The organism is Actinoalloteichus fjordicus, from assembly GCF_001941625.1.
Taxonomy (GTDB): domain Bacteria; phylum Actinomycetota; class Actinomycetes; order Mycobacteriales; family Pseudonocardiaceae; genus Actinoalloteichus_A; species Actinoalloteichus_A fjordicus.
Genome location: NZ_CP016076.1, coordinates 559,463 through 577,522, shown reverse-complemented (window position 1 = coordinate 577,522; position 18,060 = coordinate 559,463). Strand labels below are relative to the sequence as shown.

Below are 18,060 nucleotides of genomic sequence, written 5' to 3'. Positions count from 1 at the left end.
CTTGAATAGCGGAGTCCGCCGACCAGCAGGCCCGCACCGACCGGCACCACCGACGGCGCGCCGGGCGGAGCCGGCGCGGCCAACCACTAGTTGCTGCGCGCCACGACGTACTCGATGAGGCTGCCCAGCGCATCCCGCGCCGGATGGGCGGGGAGGACCGCCAACTCCTGCCGTGCCGCATCGGCGTAGTCGGTCAGCGTCTTGCGCGCCGCCGTCACCCCGGAGGAGGCCCGCAGCAGGTCGAGCGCCTCCTGCACCAGCTCGTCGTCGCCGACCGGGCCTGCGAGCAGCTCGCGCAGCCGCGCGGTCTGGGGCGACTCCTCGGCAAGCGCGTAGAGCATCGGCAGGGTCAGCACGCCCTCGCGCAGGTCGGTGCCCGGCACCTTGCCGGACTCCTGCGCAGGCGAGTCGATGTCGATGATGTCGTCGGAGATCTGGAAGGCGATGCCGATCAGCTGTCCGAGCCTGCGCAGGGCCGCGATCTGTTCGTCCGGGGCGCCAGAGAGCATCGCGCCGTACTGGCCCGCCGTCGCGATGAGCGACCCGGTCTTCTCGGTGATCACCCGCAGGTAGTGCTCGATCGGGTCCGCTCCCGCGCTCGGCCCGACGGTCTCCCGCATCTGACCGGTGACCAGCTCGCCGAAGGTCTGGGCGATGATCCTGGCCACCTCGGTGCCCAGGTCCGCCACCAGATAGGAGGCCCTGGCGAACAGGTAGTCGCCGGTGAGAATGGCCACCGCGTTGTCCCAGCGGACGTTCGCGCTCTGCGCGCCGCGCCGCATCGTGGCCTCGTCCATCACGTCGTCGTGGTACAGCGTCGCAAGGTGGACCAGCTCCACCGCGACGGCCGCCTTGATCACGTCCGGTCTGCCCTGCCCGCCGAACTGCGCGGCGAGGAGGGTGAACATCGGTCTGAACCGCTTCCCGCCCGCGTCGACCAGATGCAGCGCCGTCTCGGTGACGAAGTCGAGATCGCTGCGCAGCAAGCCGTGCAGCAGATCCTCGACCTCGGCCAGGCTCGCGGAGACGTCCTCCGCCAGTCCCGCGTCCGCGATGTCCAGTTGTGAGGTTCGACCTCCACCGACCTGAGTCCGACCCGTGCCCGCCACGTCACCGCCGCCTTCTCGCCAAGGGCTCATGGTTCACGAGCCTGTCGCAGATCTCCGCTCTCCGGCGTCATCGGGGACAGCGCGACGAGCCGCGGCGTGTCGCCGCGCGTCTCGTCGGCGCTGATCCCCGACAGCGACGAAGGAGGATCACCGACAGGTCCTATGAGATGAACCCACCAATGCCTGCCCAGTCCAGGGCCAACGTCGGCAGCACGCCGAGCAGCAGCGTGACCACCACACCGAGCGTAATCGCAGCCGTGGTGAAGGCTCCGGGCACACTCACCGTAGGACCGTCGGAAGCAGGCTCGCTGAAGTACATCAGCACGATGACACGCAGGTAGAAGAACGCGGCGACGGCGCTCGCGATCAGGGCCACCACCACCAGCGGAGCCATTCCGTCCGCCACCGCCGCCGAGAACACCGCCAGCTTGCCCATGAATCCGCTGGTGAGCGGAATGCCTGCCAGGGCGAGCAGCAGGAAGGAGAACACAGCGGCTACCAAGGGTGACCGCTTCGCCAGTCCGGCCCACTTGGAGAGGTGAGTAGCCTCACCATCGGAGTCCCGCACCAGAGTGATGACGCCGAACACCGCCACGGTGGTGAAGCCGTAGGCCAGCAGGTAGAACATCGTGCCCGCGAGGCCGTCCTCGGTGAGCGCGATCGCACCCACCAGCAGGAAGCCCGCGTGGGCCACCGATGAGTAAGCGACCATCCGCTTGATGTCGGTCTGGGTGAGGCCCAGCACGGCGCCGATCACCATCGAGGCGATGGCGACCGCCCACAGCACGCCCTCCCACTCCCAGCTCGACGCCTCGAAAGCGACCTGGAGGACCCGGAGGATCGCGCCGAACGCGGCGACCTTGGTGCAGGCCGCCATGAACGCGGTGATCGGGGTCGGAGCGCCCTGGTAGACGTCGGGCGTCCAGGAGTGGAACGGGCCGACCGATGCCTTGAACAGCAGACCGACGATCAGCAGTCCCAGCCCGGCGAACAGCAGGGTCTCGGACCGGTCGGTGCCCGCGGTGGCCTGGGCGATGGCGGAGAGCTGCACGGAGCCTGCGAACCCGTAGAGCAGCGCGATGCCGTACAGGAAGAACGCCGAGGCGAAGGCGCCGAGGAGGAAGTACTTGACCGCCGCCTCCTGCGAGATCAGCCGTCGTCGCCGAGCCAGTCCGCACATCAGGTACAGCGGCAGGCTCAGGACCTCCAGCGCGACGAACATCGTCAGCAGGTCGTTGGACGCCAGGAAGGCCATCATGCCGCCGAGGGCGAACAGCGCCAGCGGGAAGACCTCGGTCTGCATACCCGGAGCGGTCGTCTGCGCGCGGTCCTGCGTGGAGCCCGGTCGCAACGCGGCCTGGGCGACGAACGCGCCGCCCGGCTCCACCGAACGGTCCGCGATCATCAGGAACGACGGCAGCGCCAGGGCGAGCAGGGTGCCCCACAGGAACAGCGTCGGATCGTCGACGGCCAGTGCCCCGTTGAAGGTCGTCACCGGCGCCACCTGGTGGGCGACGTCGGCGAAGGCCGGGTCGACGGGAACCTCCTCCGACAGCCCGAGACCCACGCGCAGACCCTCGTTGATGTAGAGGATCATCGCGAACGCCGCGACCAGCAGCGTTCCGATCGACAGCCCGACCTGGGCGGCCCATCGTCTCGACCTCGGCAGGAATGCCTCGAGCAGCACGCTGACGAAGGCAGCGAGGAAGACGACGAGCAGCGGGCTGATCGCCCACCAGTCGATCGAGTAGCTCTCCACGTTCTCGCTCTGCGCGAGAACGGACACGCTTGTCAACACCTCAGTCGCCTTCCTGACCGGTTGCCTCAGGTCCGCCTGCCGCGGGTCCGACCGTGGAATCCGCTCCCGTCACGGGATCGCTGAGGCCGACCTCGGTCATCGTCGCCTCGACCGAGGGAGTGATCACCTCAAGCACCGGGGCCGGGTAGAACCCGAGCACCACGATCAACACCACCAGGGGTGCCAGCACACCGATCTCGCGCGCACTGAGATCGGGCACCTTGCTCTTGAGCTTCGTGAGCAGCGACTCCGAGTTCGGGTCGACCGCGGCTCCCGGCCCGCCTGCCAGCCCGATCAGCGCGTCGCCGCGCAGCGGCCCCTGCATGATCCGCTGGTAGACCCAGAGGACGTAGAGCGCGGCGAGGACCATGCCGATCGCGGCGAGCACGGTGTAGACCGGCTCACGCGGGAACGACCCGATCAACACCAAGAACTCGCTGACGAAGGAGTTCGTGCCCGGCAGCGCGAGCGAGGAGAGCCCCGCCACTAGGAACAGGCCTGCCAGCACCGGGGTGAGCCTGGCAAGACCGCCGTAGTCCTGGATGAGCCGCGAGCCGCCCCTGGCGATCACCATGCCCACCACGAGGAACAGCATTCCGGTGGAGATGCCGTGGTTGACCATGTACAGCACCGCACCGGTCTGGGCCTGCGTGCTGAAGGCGAAGATACCCAGCGCGATGAAGCCGAAGTGCGCCACCGACGTGTAAGCGACGAACCGCTTCATGTCGCTCTGGCCGACGGCCAGCAGCGAGCCGTACAACACGCCCGCCACCGCCAGCACCAGGATCAACGGTGCGAGTTCCTGGCTGGCCATGGGGAACAGCGGGAGGCAGTAACGCAGGAAGCCGAAGGTGCCGATCTTGTCGAGCACGCCGACCAGCAGCACGCCCGCTCCGACCGGCGCCTCGGCACCGGCGTCGGGCAGCCAGGTGTGCAGCGGCACCAGCGGCGCCTTGATCGCGAAGGCGATGAAGAAGCCGAGGAAGAGCCAGATCTGCGTGCTCAGCGGCGCGTCGGAGATGGTGGCGGCCAGGGTCTCCCAGTCGAAGGTGCCCTGTCCGAGCTCCTCGGCGCTGACCACGTACACACCGATGACCGACGCGAGCATGATCAGCCCGCCCAGCAGCGAGTACAGGAAGAACTTGACGGCCGCGTACTGCCTGCGCGGGCCGCCGAACCGGCCGATGATGAAGTACATCGGCACGAGGACGGCCTCGAAGAAGACGTAGAACAGCAGCACGTCGGTGGCGGCGAAGACGCCGACCATCAGCGACTGCATCACCAGCAGCAGCGAGAAGTAGCCCGCCGCGGTGCGTCCCTCCGGCAGCCTGTCCTCCCACGAGGCACCGATCACAATCGGCACCAGCACCGCGATCAGCGCGATCATCACCAGGGCGATGCCGTCCACCCCGAGTGAGAAGTGCACGCCGAACGCCGGGATCCAGTCGACCGAGGAGGTCAGCTGCAGCCGGGGGCCGCCCGGGTCGAACGCCGTCCAGGCCAGCGCGGCCAGCACCAACTCGACCAGCGAGAAGGCCAAGGCGGTGATCTTCGCGTTTCGCTCGTTCCCACGCAGGAAGGCGACGACGAGCGCGCCGACGAGCGGCAGGATCAGCAGCGCCAGGAGCACCATCGAACCGCTCACCTTTCCTCCCTCATGCTCTCGGCCAGGATGTTCTCGGCCACCGTGTTCTCGACGTTCTCGACTCGAGGGTTGTCACTCGACCTCGTGATCACGAGAACCTCACCATCAACAGAGCCGCGATCACGAGGACCGAGCCTCCCAACATGCTCAACGCATAGGAGCGGACGAAACCGGTCTGAGTCCGGCGGAGCCGTCCGGAGGAGCCGCCGAGCAACGCGGCGGCACCGTTCACGACCCCGTCGACGCCCTTGTTGTCGACGTAGACCAGGGCGCGGGTCAACCACGTGCCGGGGCGGGCGAACAGGGCCTCGTTCAGCACGTTCCCGTACAGGTCGGCGCGGGCCGCCCGCACCGGGAACGAGACCCTGGCAGGCCGGACGGCGGGCACGCGACGTGCGCCGAAGACCAGCCAGGCGGCGAGGACGCCGAGGGCGGAGAGACCCACCACGATGAACGGGATCACCGAGTGCGGCAGCACGCCGTGGTGCTCCTCCAGCGTGCCCAGCGACGGCTGCAGCCAGTTGATCAGCCAGTCGCCGGACTGGAGCAGGAAACCGCCCGCGACCGAGCCCACCGCGAGCACGATCATCGGCGCCGTCATCGACACCGGGGACTCGTGCGGGTGAAAGTCCCGACCGTCGGCGGACTTCTGGTCCTTCCAGCGTTCCGGGCCGAAGAAGGTCATCAGCATCAGCCGGGTCATGTAGAAGGCCGTCAGGCCCGCGCCCAGGGCGGCGGCGCCGCCGAACACCCAGCCGCGCCAGCCCGGCTCGGCGAACGCGGCGGCGACGATGGCGTCCTTGGAGTAGAAGCCGGAGAAGAACGGGAAGCCGATCAGCGCCAGGTACCCGAGCCCGAAGGTGATGAACGTGACGGGCATGTACTTGCGGAGGTTTCCGTACTTCCGCATGTCGACCTCGTCGTTCATGCCGTGCATGACCGAGCCTGCCCCGAGGAACAGCCCGGCCTTGAAGAAGCCGTGGGTCAGCAGGTGGAAGATGCCCAGCGCGTAACCTGCCGGGCCGAGGCCGACCGCCAGGATCATGTAGCCGATCTGGCTGACCGTCGAGTAGGCGAGCACCTTCTTGATGTCGTCGTAGGCGCAGCCGATGATGCAGCCGATCAGCAGCGTCAGCGCACCGATCGCGGTGACGATGAGCCTGCCGTCGGGGGTCAGCGTGTAGATCGGGTTCGCGCGGGCGATCAGGTAGACGCCCGCGGTGACCATGGTGGCGGCGTGGATGAGGGCGGAGACCGGAGTCGGGCCCTCCATCGCGTCGGGAAGCCAGGCCTGCAGCGGGAACTGACCAGACTTTCCACAGGCACCGAGCAGCAGGAGCAGCGCGATCGCCAGCAGCACGCCGGGCGAGAGCTCGCCTGCCCTGGCGAAGACCTCGGTGTACTGGGTCGTGCCCAGCTCGCGGAACATCAGGAAGATGGCCACCGCGAGGCCGACGTCGCCGACCCGGTTCATCAGGAACGCCTTCTTGGCGGCGCTCGCCGCTGCGGGCCTGCGCTGCCAGAAGGAGATCAGCAGGTAGGAAGCGAGACCGACGCCCTCCCAGCCCAGGTACAGCGTCACGAAGCTGTTGCCGAGCACCAGGATCAGCATCGCCGCGACGAACAGGTTGAGGTAGGCGAAGAACCGCCGACGCTCGCTGTTGGACCGGCCGACTCCGCCGTCACTGTCGTGGCTCATGTAGCCGATCGAGTAGACGTGGATCAGCGATCCGACGCCGGTGATCAGCAGCACGAACACCATGGACAGCGGGTCGATGCGAAGTCCGAACTCGACGTTCAGCGCACCGGCGGGAATCCAGTCGTAGAGGTGCAGCTCCTGAACCCGTTCGGAGCCGGACATACCTGCCATGGACAGGAACACCGCGAGCCCGTAGACGAAGGCGGCGATCACCGTGGCACAGCCGAGCAGGTGCCCCCAGGCGTTGGTGCGCTTCCCACCGATCAGCAGCACCACGGCGCCGATCAGGGGCAGCGCGACCAGCAGCCACGCGTATTGAGCCACGCCCTCGGCGATGCTCGGTTCGGCGAGCGAGCCTTGGGCGGCCAGGAACGTCTCCACGCTCGACCCCTCAGTACTTCAACAGGTTGGCGTCGTCGACCGAGGCCGATCGACGCGTCTTGAAGATCGACATGATGATGGCCAGGCCGACCACCACCTCGGCCGCCGCGACGACCATGACGAAGAAGGCCATGATCTGGCCGTCCAGAGTTCCGTTGATCCTCGCGAAGGTGACCAACGTCAGGTTCACGGCGTTGAGCATCAGCTCCACGCACATGAAGACCACGATGGCGTTGCGTCGCACCAGCACGCCCACGGCGCCGATGGTGAACAGCAGCGCCGAGAGCAGCAGGTAGTAGGTCGGTGTCACGCCCTACCCTCCTCACCACTGGTGTCGGTCCCCTCGGCGTCCGCCGAGGTGTTCTTTCCCGCCGAGGCGGCATCAGATCCCGCCGAGGTGTTCTTTCCCGCCGAGGCGGCATCAGACTCCGCAGACGCACCTTCGGACCCCGCCGAGGCGCTCTTCCCCGAGGCGGCATCAGATTCACCCGAGGCGCCCTCAGCCGAAGTGGAGTCAGATCCAGCCGACGCGTCCTCGGACTCGGCGTCCGTCGTCGGCTGCTGCGCCGCAGGCCGTCCGCCCGAGGTCAACTCCCCGGCGTCCGGCGCGGGAACGCTACCCGAGACGGTCGCGGCCTCTGCGTCGAGGCGATCGACCGCAGTGGACTCGATCAGTGCCGACAGCGATTCCGGCGCCACCGAGCCGTCCGGCAGCAGGGCCGGAGTGGCCACCGAGTTGGCCGTGGCGAAGACGCCGGGGCCGGGCAGCGGCGACGGTCGGGACAGCTCGCCCCGGAAGCGGGCGTCGGCCCGTTCCCGCTGGGTGAGGCGGACCTTGTCGCGCTTGTCGACCAGCACGAAGACCAGCGCACCCACCGTGGCGACCACCAGCAGAGCCCCGGTCAGCTCGAAGGGGAACAGGTAGTCGGTGAACAGCATTTCACCGATCGTCGCGACGTTGCCGTCCGGCGCGCTGTTGATGTGCTCCAGGCCCACCGACTGCACCGACTCCAGCGAGCGGGCCAGTGCGCCGACGACCAGGATGCCGAAGCCGATGCCGAAGAGCGCCGCCAGCAGTCGCTGGCCGCGCAGCACTTCGACCACCGAGTCCGCGCTGTCTCGCCCGACGAGCATCAGGACGAAGAGGAACAACATCATGATCGCGCCGGTGTAGACGATGATCTGCACGACGCCGAGGAACGGCGCCTGCTGGACCATGTACATCACACCGAGCGAGAGCATCGTCATCACGAGCCACAGCGCGGAGTGCACCGCGTTGCGGGCGAAGATCATGCCGAGCGCACCGAGCAGTGCGGCGGGTCCGAGGATCCAGAAGGCGACGGCCTCCCCGGTGCCGATCACGTCCGCTGCGGGCGCCTGACCCGGTGCCACCGCGGCGAGCACCGAGCCGGACACCGAAGCGGGCAGGGCGGTGAGGATGTCGAGACTCACCGGCGGGCCTCCTCAGAACCGGTCTCCACCGTGGCGCCTGCCGGAACGCCGGCCTTCCTGGCGAGTTCGGGGCCGTGGACGTAGTAGTCCTGCTCGTCCTTGCCGAGACGCATCGGATGCGGCGGCTGCTCCATGCCCGCGAGCAGCGGAGCGAGCAGGTCCTCCTTGGTGAAGATGAGGTCCTGCCGGTTGTCGTTGGCGACCTCGTACTCGGTGGTCATGGTCAACGACCGAGTCGGGCAGGCTTCGACACAGAGTCCGCAGCCGATGCAGCGCAGGTAGTTGATCTGGTAATCGGCGCCGTAACGCTCACCGGGCGAGTAGCGGGCCTCCTCGGTGTTGTCGCCGCCCTCCACGAAGATCGCGTCGGCGGGACACGCCCAGGCACACAGTTCGCAGCCGACGCACTTCTCCAGTCCGTCGGGGTGCCGGTTGAGCTGGTGGCGGCCGTGGAAACGCTCCGCCGGAATCTTCTTGACCTCAGGGTATTCCTCGGTGGCCACCTTCTTGAACATCGTCGAGAAGGTGACGCCGAAGCCCTTGAGGGGATCAAACAGTCCCATCGCCGCCCTCCTTGGGGGAGCTGGCCGGTGCGGAAGAAGCGGAGTCGTCCGCCTTGCCCACGGAGCGAGTCGCGCCGCGCCTGGTGCCGCCCGAGACGCCTGCGGGCTCGTCGCCCGAGGTCGCGGAGACACTGCGCCGAACAGGTACGTCGGGCACCTTGAGGTCCAGTGGCGGCAGCGGATAGCCGCTGCCCGACACCGGTGGCCCCTCGTCCTGCGGAGCCGCCCGATCCGGGATCAGGAAGCTGCCCGCGACCACGATCACCAGCAGCACACCCAACACGATCATGATGTGCATCGGGCTGACGCCCTCGGAGTTGCGCAGCACGCGGATCGCCGCGACCAACACGAACCAGCCGAGCGCGAACGGCACCAGGACCTTCCAGCCCAGGTGCATGAACTGGTCGTACCGGAACCGAGGCAGTGCGGCCCGCACCCAGATGAACAGGAACAGACAGGCGGCCAGCTTCAACGCGAACCACAACAGCGGCCACCAGCCGGTGTTGAGGACGCCGTCGCCGATCTGCGAGAGCGGCCACGGGGCGGCCCAGCCGCCGAGGAACATCGTGGTCGCCAGCGCCGAGACCGTGACCATGTTGACGTACTCGGCGAGGAAGAACATGGCGAACTTCAGCGAGGAGTACTCGGTGTGGAAGCCGCCGACCAGCTCGGACTCCGCCTCGGGAAGGTCGAAGGGCGCCCGGTTGGTCTCACCGATCATCGAGACCAGGTAGATGAGGAAGCTGGGGAACAGCAGAATCGCGAACCAGCCCTGCTGCATCTGGGCCTCGACGATCTGCGAGGTCGACAGCGATCCGGCGTAGAAGACGACGCTGACGATCGCCAGACCCATCGCGATCTCGTAGGAGATCACCTGGGCGGCGGAGCGCAGCGCGCCGAACAGCGGATACGGCGAACCGGACGCCCAGCCTGCCAGCAGGATGCCGTAGACACCGACCGAGGCACAGGCCAGGACCACCAGCACGCCCGCCGGGACCTCGGCGACCTGGAGCACGGTGCGCTCGCCGAAGATCGTCACCTCGCCGCCGAGCGGGATGACCGCCATCGCCAGCAGCGCCGGGATGGCCGCGAGGATCGGCGCCAGGAAGTACACCCACTTGTCCGCCATCGCGGGCCGGATGTCCTCCTTGAAGGCGAGCTTCAAGGCGTCGGCCAGCGACTGCAGAATGCCGAAGGGGCCTGCACGGTTCGGGCCGGGGCGCTGCTGCATCCGGCCGATGATGCGACGTTCGGCCCAGATCATCAGGATGGTGATCACGATCGGGATCGCGAAGATCACGACGACCTTGATCAGGATCAGCCAGATCGGGTCGTCGACCAGCAGCTCGGCTGCGGGGTTCATCGGGCTCCTCCGTTCTGGACCCCGTCGAGGTAGACCAGCGAACCGTGTCCGGCTGCGAGGCTGCGCCGTACCGTCGAGTCACCGGAGTTGGCGGGCAGCCAGACCACGTCATCGGGCAGGTCAGCCGGGCTCAGCGGCAGGGCCACCGAACCCCGCTCGGTGCGCACCGTGAGCAGATCGCCCTCGGCGAGCCCGAGCCGGGCGCTGGTCGCGGGCGAGAGCCGCGCGACCGGGGTGCGGGCGGTGCCCGCCAGGCTGGGCTCCTCCTCCTGGAGGGAGCCGTTGTCCAGCATCTGCCGCCAGGTCGCCAGGCTGAGCTGGTCGGCGGTCGGCGCGCGCCGGGTCGTGGGCGACACGGTCGGTGCCGGTGCCCTGGTGCCGTCGTGGCGGCCGAGCCGGGCGAGGTCGCCCGCCGCAGCAGCCGAGGTCTGAGTGAACAGATCGGCATCCATCTCGACGGCCAGCGTGTCCAGCACCCGACAGTCCGGCAGCACGCCGGTGCCCTCGATCGTCGTGGCGAACGGCCGCGCGCGTCCCTCCCAGTTGAGGTAGCTGCCCGACTTCTCCACCGAGGGAGCGATCGGGAGCACGACGTCGGCGCGCTCGGTGACCGCGCTGGAGCGCAGCTCCAGGCTGACCAGGAAACCGACCTTGTTCAGGGCCCGCTCGGCCAGCTCCGGGTCCGGCAGGTCGTCGGGGTCGACACCGCCGACGACCAGCGCGTCGAGTTCGCCCGCCGCAGCGGCGGCGAGGACCTGCGAGGTGTCGCGTCCGGGGGCGGCGGGCAGGGTTCCCGCCTGCAGTCCCCAGGCCAGCTCGACCTCGTTGCGCGCCGCCTCGTCGGTGACGGGCCTGCCGCCGGGGAGCAGGGTCGGGACCGCGCCCGCCTCCAGCGCCCCGCGCTCACCGGCACGACGCGGAATCCAGGCCGCCTTCGCCCCGGTGCGCTCGGCGAGACGCAGCACCGCGGAGAAGAGTCCCGGCACCTCTGCCGCCCGCTCTCCGACGAGGATCACGGCGTTCGACGAGGCCAGGGCGCTCTCGACGTCCTCGGCGTGGGTCGGCAGCGCGTCGAGCGCCGCCGCCTCGCCGCCGGGGACGCAGGCGAGCAGCCCGCCGCCGGGGTCCGGCCTGCCGGGGTTCAGTCGATCGGTGGTCTTGCGCACGCCGGGCGTGGACCACTGGCCGAGGTGGAAGACCTTGGTGCCCTTCTTCCGCGCGGCCTTGCGCAGCCGCAGGAAGACGATCGGCGCCTCGTCCTCCGGCTCGAAGGCCACGCACAACACGGCAGGCGCGGCCTCGATCGCGGCGAAGGTGACCCCGCCGGACTCCGGCGAGCTGCCCACCACCTGCGAGGAGAGGTAGGCCAGCTCCTCGGCCGAGTGCGGCCGGGCGCGGAAGTCGATGTCGTTGGTGTTCAGGGCGATCCTGGCGAACTTGCTGTACGCGTAGGCGTCCTCGACGGTGAGCCTGCCGCCGGTCAGCACCGCGGCACCCCGGCCGTCCCGCGCGGCGGTCAGGCCCTCGGCCGCCACCCGCAGCGCCTCGGTCCACGAGGCGTCGCGCAGCAGGCCGGTCTCGGCGTCGCGCACCTGCGGCCGACGCAGTCGATTCGCCGCCGTGGTGTAGCGGAAGGCGAACCGGCCCTTGTCACACAGCCACTCCTCGTTGACCTCGGGGTCGTCGCCCGCGAGCTTGCGAGTGACCTTGCCCCGCCGCCAGTCGGTGCGCTCGGCGCAGCCGGAGGAGCAGTGCTCGCAGACGCCCGGCGTCGACACGAGGTCGAAGGGGCGCGCCCGGAATCGGTAGGCGGCGCTGGTCAGCGCGCCCACCGGGCAGATCTGGATCGTGTTGCCGGAGAAGTAGCTCTGGTCGCCGCCCGCGACCGCAGTCGACTCCCCGCCCTCCAGCAGCGTCAGGCCGCCGCTCGCGGTGATGCCGCCCTCGGTGACCGCCGTCGACGCCGTGCCGATCTGCTGCTGGGAGCCGCGCTCCAGGAGGTCCAGGAAGCTGTCGCCCGCGATCTCCTTGGAGAACCGGGTGCAGCGCTGGCAGAGGACGCAGCGCTCCCGGTCCAGCAGCACCTGGCTGGAGACGGCCAGCGGCTTGGCGAAGGTCCGCTTGTGCTCGTGGAACCGCGAGTCGGTGCGGCCGTGCTTGAGCGCCTGGTTCTGCAACGGGCATTCGCCGCCCTTGTCGCAGATCGGGCAGTCCAGCGGGTGGTTGATGAGCAGCAGCTCCATCACGCCCTGCTGCGCCTTGTCCGCCACCGGCGAGGTGCGCTGGGTGTTGACGACCATGCCGTCGGCCACCGTCATCGTGCAGGAGGCCTGCGGCTTCGGCATCTTCCGACCGCCCATCTCCACGTCGACCAGGCACTGGCGACAGGCGCCCGCCGGGTCGAGGAGCGGGTGGTCGCAGAACCGGGGCACCACGATGCCCAGCCGCTCCGCGGTGCGGATCAGCAGCTCGCCCTTGGGCGCGTCGACCTCGATGCCGTCGATGGTGAGCCGGACGTGTCCCTCGGGCACCGGCGCGGCATCGGTCTTGTTCACAACAGAGGTCATCAGCGGGCTCCTGCCAGAGCGGGACTCGCGGGGTCTGCCGCGGTGCCATTCCTGTTCTTCTCGCAGAGGTCGAGGAACTCCTGCTTGAAGTACTTGATCGCGCTCGTGATCGGGCTCACGGCGCCGTCACCCAGCGCGCAGAACGAACGGCCGAGGATGTTGTCACAGACGTCGAGCAGCGTCTCGATGTCGGACTCCCGGCCTTCGCCGCGGACCATCCGCTGGAGGATCTGCACCAGCCAGTAGGTGCCCTCCCGACAGGGGGTGCACTTTCCGCAGGACTCGTGCTTGTAGAACTCGGTCCACTTCATCACGGCCCACGGCACCGAGACCGTCTCGTTGAAGATCTGCAGTGCGGTGGTGCCCAGCATCGACCCGGCCTCCGCCGCGCCCTCGAAGTCCAGCGGCACGTCGAGGTGCTCGGCGGTGAACATCGGGGTGGAGGAGCCGCCGGGGGTCCAGAACTTCAGCGGGATGCCGTCCTTCATGCCGCCCGCGAGCTCCAACAGATCCCGCAGCGTGCTGCCCATCGGCGCCTCGTACTGGCCGGGCCGCTCCACATGGCCGGACAGCGAGTAGATCTTCGGGCCCGGCGAGCGCTCGCGTCCCATCTTGCGGAACCAGTCGGAGCCGCCGTTGACGATGTAGGGAACACTCGCGATCGTCTCGACGTTGTTCACCACAGTGGGCGAGGAGTAGAGCCCCGCCGTCGCCGGGAACGGCGGCTTCAGCCTCGGCTGGCCGCGCTTGCCCTCCAGCGAGTCGAGCAGGGCGGTCTCCTCGCCGCAGATGTAGGCGCCCGCACCCGCGTGCACCACGACGTCGAGATCGAAGCCGGAGCCCAGGATGTTCTTGCCCAGATAGCCGGCGCGGTAGGCCTCGTTCACCGCGGCCGTGAGCCTGCGGATGCAGTGCAGCGCCTCGCCCCGGACGTAGATCGCGGCGAAGTTCGCCCGGATCGCATACGAGGTGATGACGACGCCCTCGACCAACGAGTGCGGGTCCGCCATCATCAGCGGGATGTCCTTGCAGGTGCCCGGCTCGCCCTCGTCGGCGTTGATCACCAGGTAGTGCGGCTTGCCGTCACCCTGCGGGATGAAGCCCCACTTCATGCCGGTGGGGAAGCCCGCACCGCCACGCCCGCGCAGCCCGGAGTCCTTCATCAAGGTGACGAGCTGATCGGGGTGGGCGTCCAGTGCCTTGCGCAGCGCGGAGTAGCCCTCCAACTGCTCGTAGGTGCGCAGCCCCCACGACTCGGGGGACAGCCACCGACGGGTCAGCACCGGGGTCAGGGGTGCTACCCCGTTCGACGAGGTCTTCGTCGAGTTCGGTTCACTCATCGCCGTTCTACTCCCTGCTTGCCCACCCGGCGCTTGCCTGACCGGCGTCTGACACCACGCGGTTCGCGCATCACTTCTTCTCCGGAACCGGAGGAAGTTCCACGTCCTCCGGCATCGGCGGCGCGGTCCAGCTCCGCTCGGCCGCGAGCCGTGCGCCCCGCACCGTCTCGTCGGAGGCCGACGGCCCCGCGAGGTCCGACTCACGCCCGTCGAAGAAGCCCGCGAGCTGCAACTCCGCCTGCTTGAAGTCGGTGAGCGGTGCGCCCCTGGTCGGAGCGGGACGCTCACCGCGCTGCAGCGCCTCCACGAGTTCCAGCGCCGACTCCGGCGTCTGGTTGTCGAAGTACTCGTAGTTCACCTGGAGGACCGGTCCCAGGTCACAGGCCGCCAGACACTCGGCGTGCTCCAGGGTGATCGAGCCCGGTGTGCCCGGCTCGCCCGAGGTCTCCTCGTGACCGACGCCCAGCCGCTCCTTGAGCCTGGCGTAGACGTCGTCGCCGCCGAGCGTGGCGCACAGCGCGTTGGTGCACACGCTGACCAGGTGCTCGCCGCAGGGACGACGCTTGTACATCGTGTAGAAGGTCGCCACCGCGCTGACCTCGGCCGTGCTCAGGTCGAGCTGCTCGGCGCAGAACGCGATGCCCGCCTGCGTGACGCAGCCCTCGACGGACTGCACCAGATGCAGCAGCGGCAGCAGCGCCGATCGGGACTGCGGATAGCGGGCGACGACCTGGACGGCCTTCTCCCGGATGCCGTCGAACAGTGCCGCGTCGGGCTTGTCGATCGGCCGGGCGGTCTCCGCCGCGCCTGCGGTCGTGCTGCTCGTCGGCGCGCCCGTCTCGGCGGCCTGCTCGGAATGACTCGTCACCGGTCCACACCACCCATCACCGGGTCGATTGAGGCCACCGACACGATGGCGTCCGCGATCAGGCCGCCCTCGGTCATCGCCGGGAAGGCCTGGAGGTTCACGAAACTGGGCTCCCGGACGTGCACGCGCATCGGTCGGGTGCCGCCGTCGGAGACCAGGTGGTAGCCCAGCTCGCCACGCGGGGACTCGACCGGCACGTAGACCTGACCGGCAGGCACGTCGAAGCCCTCGGTGACCAGCTTGAAGTGATGGATCAACGACTCCATCGACTGGCCCATGATCTTGCGGACGTGCTCCAACGAGTTGCCGAGGCCGTCCGGGCCGATGGTGAGCTTGGCGGGCCAGGCGACCTTGCCGTCTGCGACCATCACCGGCTCGCCCTCGGTCTCCGCGAGCTTGGGCAGTGTCTGCTCGATGATGCTCATCGACTGGTGGATCTCCTCGACGCGCAGGAGATACCGCGCGAAGGCGTCACCTTCGGTGAGCGTCGGGACGTCGAACTCGTACTCCTCGTACCCGCAGTACGGCTGGACCTTGCGCAGGTCCCAGGCCAGTCCGGCGGACCGCAGGATCGGGCCGGTGATGCCGAGCTGGAGACAGCCGTCCAGCGAGAGGTATCCGACGCCGCCCAGCCTGCGCCGCCAGATCGGCTGGCCGGTGAACAGGTTGTCGTAGTCCTTCATCCGCATGCTCATGAGCTTCAGGAAGTCGCGGATCTTCTGCTCGTACCCCAGAGGCAGGTCCTGCGCGGTCCCGCCCGGCCGAATGAACGCGTGGTTCATCCGCAGCCCGGTCAGGAACTCGAGCAGGTGCAGGACCTCCTCGCGCTCCCGGAAGCCGAACACCATGCCGGTGGTGGAGCCGAGCTCCATGCCGCCGGTGGCCAGGTAGACCAGGTGCGAGCTCATCCGGTTGAGCTCCATCAGCAGGACCCGGATGATGTCGGCCCTGCGCGGCGCGGTGATGCCGAGCAGCTTCTCCACGCCGAGGCAGTAGGCGGTCTCGTTGTGCAGCGGCGCGAGGTAGTCCATTCGCGTCACGAACGTCACGCCCTGCGTCCACGTCCGGTACTCGGCGTTCTTCTCGATGCCGGTGTGCAGGTAGCCGATCACAGCGCGAGACTCGGTGACCGTCTCGCCTTCGAGCTCCAACACCAGTCGCAGCACGCCGTGCGTGGACGGGTGCTGCGGACCCATGTTGATGACGATGCGCTCGTCGTGCTCCGAGGACGTGGGGATCTCATCCCAGTCGCCGCCGCTGACGTTGTAGACCTGGCCCTCGGTGGTCCGCCGCGAGGTGGCCTCGTAGGGATCGCGGCCGCTGGTCTGTCCCGTCGGACTCGTGTCGGTGCCCGTGGTGACGTCGGCGACCGTGTCGCCGCCCTCTGCCTCGGGGCTGGTGCTGTGGGTTCTGCTCATGAGTAGGACCTCCGCTGGTCCGGCGGCGGGATCTCCGCGCCCTTGTACTCCACCGGGATTCCGCCGAGCGGGTAGTCCTTGCGCTGCGGGTGGCCGTCCCAGTCGTCGGGCATCAGGATTCGGGTCAGCGCCGGGTGTCCGTCGTAGATGATGCCGAACATGTCCCAGGCCTCGCGCTCCTGCCAGTCCGCCGTGGGGTACACCTCGACGACGCTGGGGATGTGCGGGTCGTCGACGTCGACGGCGACCTCCAGGCGGATGCGCCGCCGGTACGTCATCGAGGTCAGGTGGTAGACCGAGTGCAGGCGCAGCGGCACGTCGACGCCGTAGTCCACTCCGGACACCGAGCTGCACAGCTCGAACCGCAGGGCCGGGTCGTCGCGCAGCGTCCTACACGTCTCCAGCAGGTGCTCGCGCCGCAGGTAGAAGGTGATCTCACCTCGGTCGATGGTGATCTGCTGGATCGCGTCCGCCGGGATGCCGCGCTCGCCGAAGGCGAGGAGCAGCTCGTCGGCCAACTGGTCGAACCAGCCGCCGAACGGGCGCTGGGCGGCGGCGGGGACGTAGGCGGGCAGCCGGAGTCCGCCGTAACCGGTGGTGTCACCGCTGCCGCGCACGCCGAACATGCCCTGGCGGGCCCGGCCCGCGACGACTCCGCCGCGCGCCTCGTGCTCGGCCTCGTCGCGGGAGGTCATGTCCGCAGAGCTGGTCCTGCCGTCGCCCGCGAGCGGACCTCGGTCCGGCAGCTTCTTGTCGATCTCGTCACTCACGAGTGCGTCACCCGCTCACTTCTTCTTCGCGTAACGAACCGAGGAGGGCACCAGCTCGGTGCGGTGGCCGCTCTCCGCGAGCGCGGCGGCGCGCTTCGGACCGAGCGGCTCGTCCATCACCTTCGCGTGCAGCTTGAGGATCGCGTCCAGCAGCATCTCCGGCCGGGGCGGGCAGCCGGGCAGGTACATGTCCACCGGCACGACGTGGTCGACGCCCTGCACCACCGCGTAGTTGTTGAACATGCCGCCGGTGGAGGCGCAGACGCCCATCGCCAGCACCCAGCGCGGCTCCGGCATCTGGTCGTAGATCTGCCGCAGCACCGGGGCCATCTTGTTGGTGACCCGGCCCGCGACGATCATCAGATCCGCCTGACGCGGAGTGGCGCTGAACCGCTCCATGCCGAAGCGCGCGATGTCGTACCGCGATCCGCCTGAGGTCATCATCTCGATCGCGCAGCAGGCCAACCCGAAGGTGGCGGGCCACATCGACGTCTTCCGCGTCCAGTTGACCAGCTTCTCCACGCTGGTCAGCAGGATGCCGTTCGGCAGTTTCTCTTCAAGTCCCATGGTCTCTCGCGTTCCTCCCCGACGACCGCTGCTGCTCGACTAATCCCAGTCCAGGCCGCCGAGTCGCCACTCGTAGACGAAGGCGATCGTGACGGCGATGAGGAAGGTCCCGACCGCGAAGAGTCCGAACACACCCAGTGCCTCGTGGGCCACGGCGTAGGGGTAGAGGAAGACGACCTCGACGTCGAACAGGATGAACAACATGCCGGTCAGATAGAACTTGACCGGGACCCTGCCACCGCCGACGACCGGCTGCGGAGAGGGTTCGATCCCGCACTCGTACGCGTCGAGCTTGGCCCTGTTGTAGCGGCGCGGCCCGATGTAAGGAGCTGCCGTCACCGAGAACAAGGCGAACAGAGCCGCCAACGCGAACAGCAACACGAGCGGGAGGTAAGACTCCAACACGTCGTCCGCCGTCCTTTCATCCTTGCCATCCAGGGTGGCTGAGCCGCCATCCGCTGGAACCCTAAGGGGTGGGTTTCGGTCTTGTTCTTGTTAGGCAGCCCTAAGTGATGACTGT

At 68.6% G+C, this 18,060-nt stretch carries 15 protein-coding genes; all 15 read right to left on the bottom strand.

The window, feature by feature from the left end:
• Positions 1–86: 86 nt before the first annotated feature.
• The 15 genes from UA74_RS02610 to UA74_RS02540 all read right to left on the bottom strand — a co-directional run bounded on the left by UA74_RS02610 (position 87) and on the right by UA74_RS02540 (position 17,945).
• Positions 87–1,139, bottom strand: coding sequence for a polyprenyl synthetase family protein (locus tag UA74_RS02610; RefSeq protein ID WP_083682874.1), 1,053 nt, complete (start codon positions 1,137–1,139; stop codon positions 87–89).
• Between the two features lie 130 nt (positions 1,140–1,269).
• Entirely contained in the window at positions 1,270–2,895 is a 1,626-nt protein-coding gene (nuoN, locus tag UA74_RS02605; RefSeq protein WP_075738548.1) for an NADH-quinone oxidoreductase subunit NuoN, read from the bottom strand.
• Positions 2,896–2,908: 13 nt separating this feature from the next.
• Positions 2,909–4,540: an NADH-quinone oxidoreductase subunit M gene (locus UA74_RS02600; RefSeq protein WP_075743332.1), complete on the bottom strand. Its 1,632-nt coding sequence runs from the start codon at positions 4,538–4,540 to the stop codon at positions 2,909–2,911.
• A gap of 100 nt (positions 4,541–4,640) precedes the next feature.
• Positions 4,641–6,575 carry an NADH-quinone oxidoreductase subunit L gene (nuoL, locus tag UA74_RS02595; protein ID WP_075743331.1) on the bottom strand — a complete coding sequence of 645 codons (1,935 nt, stop codon included), beginning with the start codon at positions 6,573–6,575 and terminating at the stop codon, positions 4,641–4,643.
• Between the two features lie 67 nt (positions 6,576–6,642).
• Positions 6,643–6,942, bottom strand: a complete 300-nt coding sequence (gene nuoK / locus UA74_RS02590) for an NADH-quinone oxidoreductase subunit NuoK (RefSeq protein ID WP_069846307.1) — start codon at positions 6,940–6,942, stop codon at positions 6,643–6,645.
• Positions 6,939–8,084: an NADH-quinone oxidoreductase subunit J gene (locus tag UA74_RS02585; RefSeq protein ID WP_083682873.1), complete on the bottom strand. Its 1,146-nt coding sequence runs from the start codon at positions 8,082–8,084 to the stop codon at positions 6,939–6,941. Before UA74_RS02585 ends, nuoK begins: the two co-directional genes overlap by 4 nt.
• The gene (gene nuoI, locus UA74_RS02580; RefSeq protein WP_075763768.1) at positions 8,081–8,647 is read right to left on the bottom strand and encodes an NADH-quinone oxidoreductase subunit NuoI; all 567 of its coding nucleotides are present in this window, start codon (positions 8,645–8,647) and stop codon (positions 8,081–8,083) included. The genes UA74_RS02585 and nuoI overlap by 4 nt, the downstream gene beginning before the upstream one ends.
• Positions 8,634–10,010: an NADH-quinone oxidoreductase subunit NuoH gene (gene nuoH, locus UA74_RS02575; protein ID WP_075763767.1), complete on the bottom strand. Its 1,377-nt coding sequence runs from the start codon at positions 10,008–10,010 to the stop codon at positions 8,634–8,636. The genes nuoI and nuoH overlap by 14 nt, the downstream gene beginning before the upstream one ends.
• Complete coding sequence (locus tag UA74_RS02570; RefSeq protein WP_075738542.1) at positions 10,007–12,577, bottom strand: NADH-quinone oxidoreductase subunit G; 2,571 nt, start codon at positions 12,575–12,577, stop codon at positions 10,007–10,009. The genes nuoH and UA74_RS02570 overlap by 4 nt, the downstream gene beginning before the upstream one ends.
• The gene (gene nuoF / locus UA74_RS02565) at positions 12,577–13,917 is read right to left on the bottom strand and encodes an NADH-quinone oxidoreductase subunit NuoF (RefSeq protein WP_075738540.1); all 1,341 of its coding nucleotides are present in this window, start codon (positions 13,915–13,917) and stop codon (positions 12,577–12,579) included. The genes UA74_RS02570 and nuoF overlap by 1 nt, the downstream gene beginning before the upstream one ends.
• 70 nt (positions 13,918–13,987) lie before the next feature.
• Entirely contained in the window at positions 13,988–14,785 is a 798-nt protein-coding gene (gene nuoE, locus UA74_RS02560; protein WP_083682872.1) for an NADH-quinone oxidoreductase subunit NuoE, read from the bottom strand.
• Entirely contained in the window at positions 14,782–16,203 is a 1,422-nt protein-coding gene (locus UA74_RS02555) for an NADH-quinone oxidoreductase subunit D (protein WP_075738538.1), read from the bottom strand. The genes nuoE and UA74_RS02555 overlap by 4 nt, the downstream gene beginning before the upstream one ends.
• On the bottom strand, positions 16,200–16,898 hold the full coding sequence (locus UA74_RS02550) for an NADH-quinone oxidoreductase subunit C (RefSeq protein ID WP_075743329.1): 699 nt from the start codon (positions 16,896–16,898) through the stop codon (positions 16,200–16,202). The genes UA74_RS02555 and UA74_RS02550 overlap by 4 nt, the downstream gene beginning before the upstream one ends.
• A gap of 90 nt (positions 16,899–16,988) precedes the next feature.
• On the bottom strand, positions 16,989–17,540 hold the full coding sequence (locus UA74_RS02545) for a NuoB/complex I 20 kDa subunit family protein (protein ID WP_075738536.1): 552 nt from the start codon (positions 17,538–17,540) through the stop codon (positions 16,989–16,991).
• A gap of 39 nt (positions 17,541–17,579) precedes the next feature.
• Positions 17,580–17,945: an NADH-quinone oxidoreductase subunit A gene (locus UA74_RS02540; protein ID WP_075738534.1), complete on the bottom strand. Its 366-nt coding sequence runs from the start codon at positions 17,943–17,945 to the stop codon at positions 17,580–17,582.
• Between the last annotated feature and the right edge of the window lie 115 nt (positions 17,946–18,060).

What these genes read in the sequence shown, in the direction of transcription:
- UA74_RS02610 (WP_083682874.1), bottom strand. Translation starts at nt 1,139, where the DNA reads ATGAGCCCTTGGCGAGAAGGCGGCGGTGACGTGGCGGGCACGGGTCGG.
- UA74_RS02600 (WP_075743332.1), bottom strand. Translation starts at nt 4,540, where the DNA reads ATGGTGCTCCTGGCGCTGCTGATCCTGCCGCTCGTCGGCGCGCTCGTC.
- nuoI (WP_075763768.1), bottom strand. Translation starts at nt 8,647, where the DNA reads ATGGGACTGTTTGATCCCCTCAAGGGCTTCGGCGTCACCTTCTCGACG.
- nuoH (WP_075763767.1), bottom strand. Translation starts at nt 10,010, where the DNA reads ATGAACCCCGCAGCCGAGCTGCTGGTCGACGACCCGATCTGGCTGATC.
- UA74_RS02570 (WP_075738542.1), bottom strand. Translation starts at nt 12,577, where the DNA reads ATGACCTCTGTTGTGAACAAGACCGATGCCGCGCCGGTGCCCGAGGGA.
- nuoF (WP_075738540.1), bottom strand. Translation starts at nt 13,917, where the DNA reads ATGAGTGAACCGAACTCGACGAAGACCTCGTCGAACGGGGTAGCACCC.
- UA74_RS02555 (WP_075738538.1), bottom strand. Translation starts at nt 16,203, where the DNA reads ATGAGCAGAACCCACAGCACCAGCCCCGAGGCAGAGGGCGGCGACACG.
- UA74_RS02550 (WP_075743329.1), bottom strand. Translation starts at nt 16,898, where the DNA reads ATGACCTCCCGCGACGAGGCCGAGCACGAGGCGCGCGGCGGAGTCGTC.
- UA74_RS02545 (WP_075738536.1), bottom strand. Translation starts at nt 17,540, where the DNA reads ATGGGACTTGAAGAGAAACTGCCGAACGGCATCCTGCTGACCAGCGTG.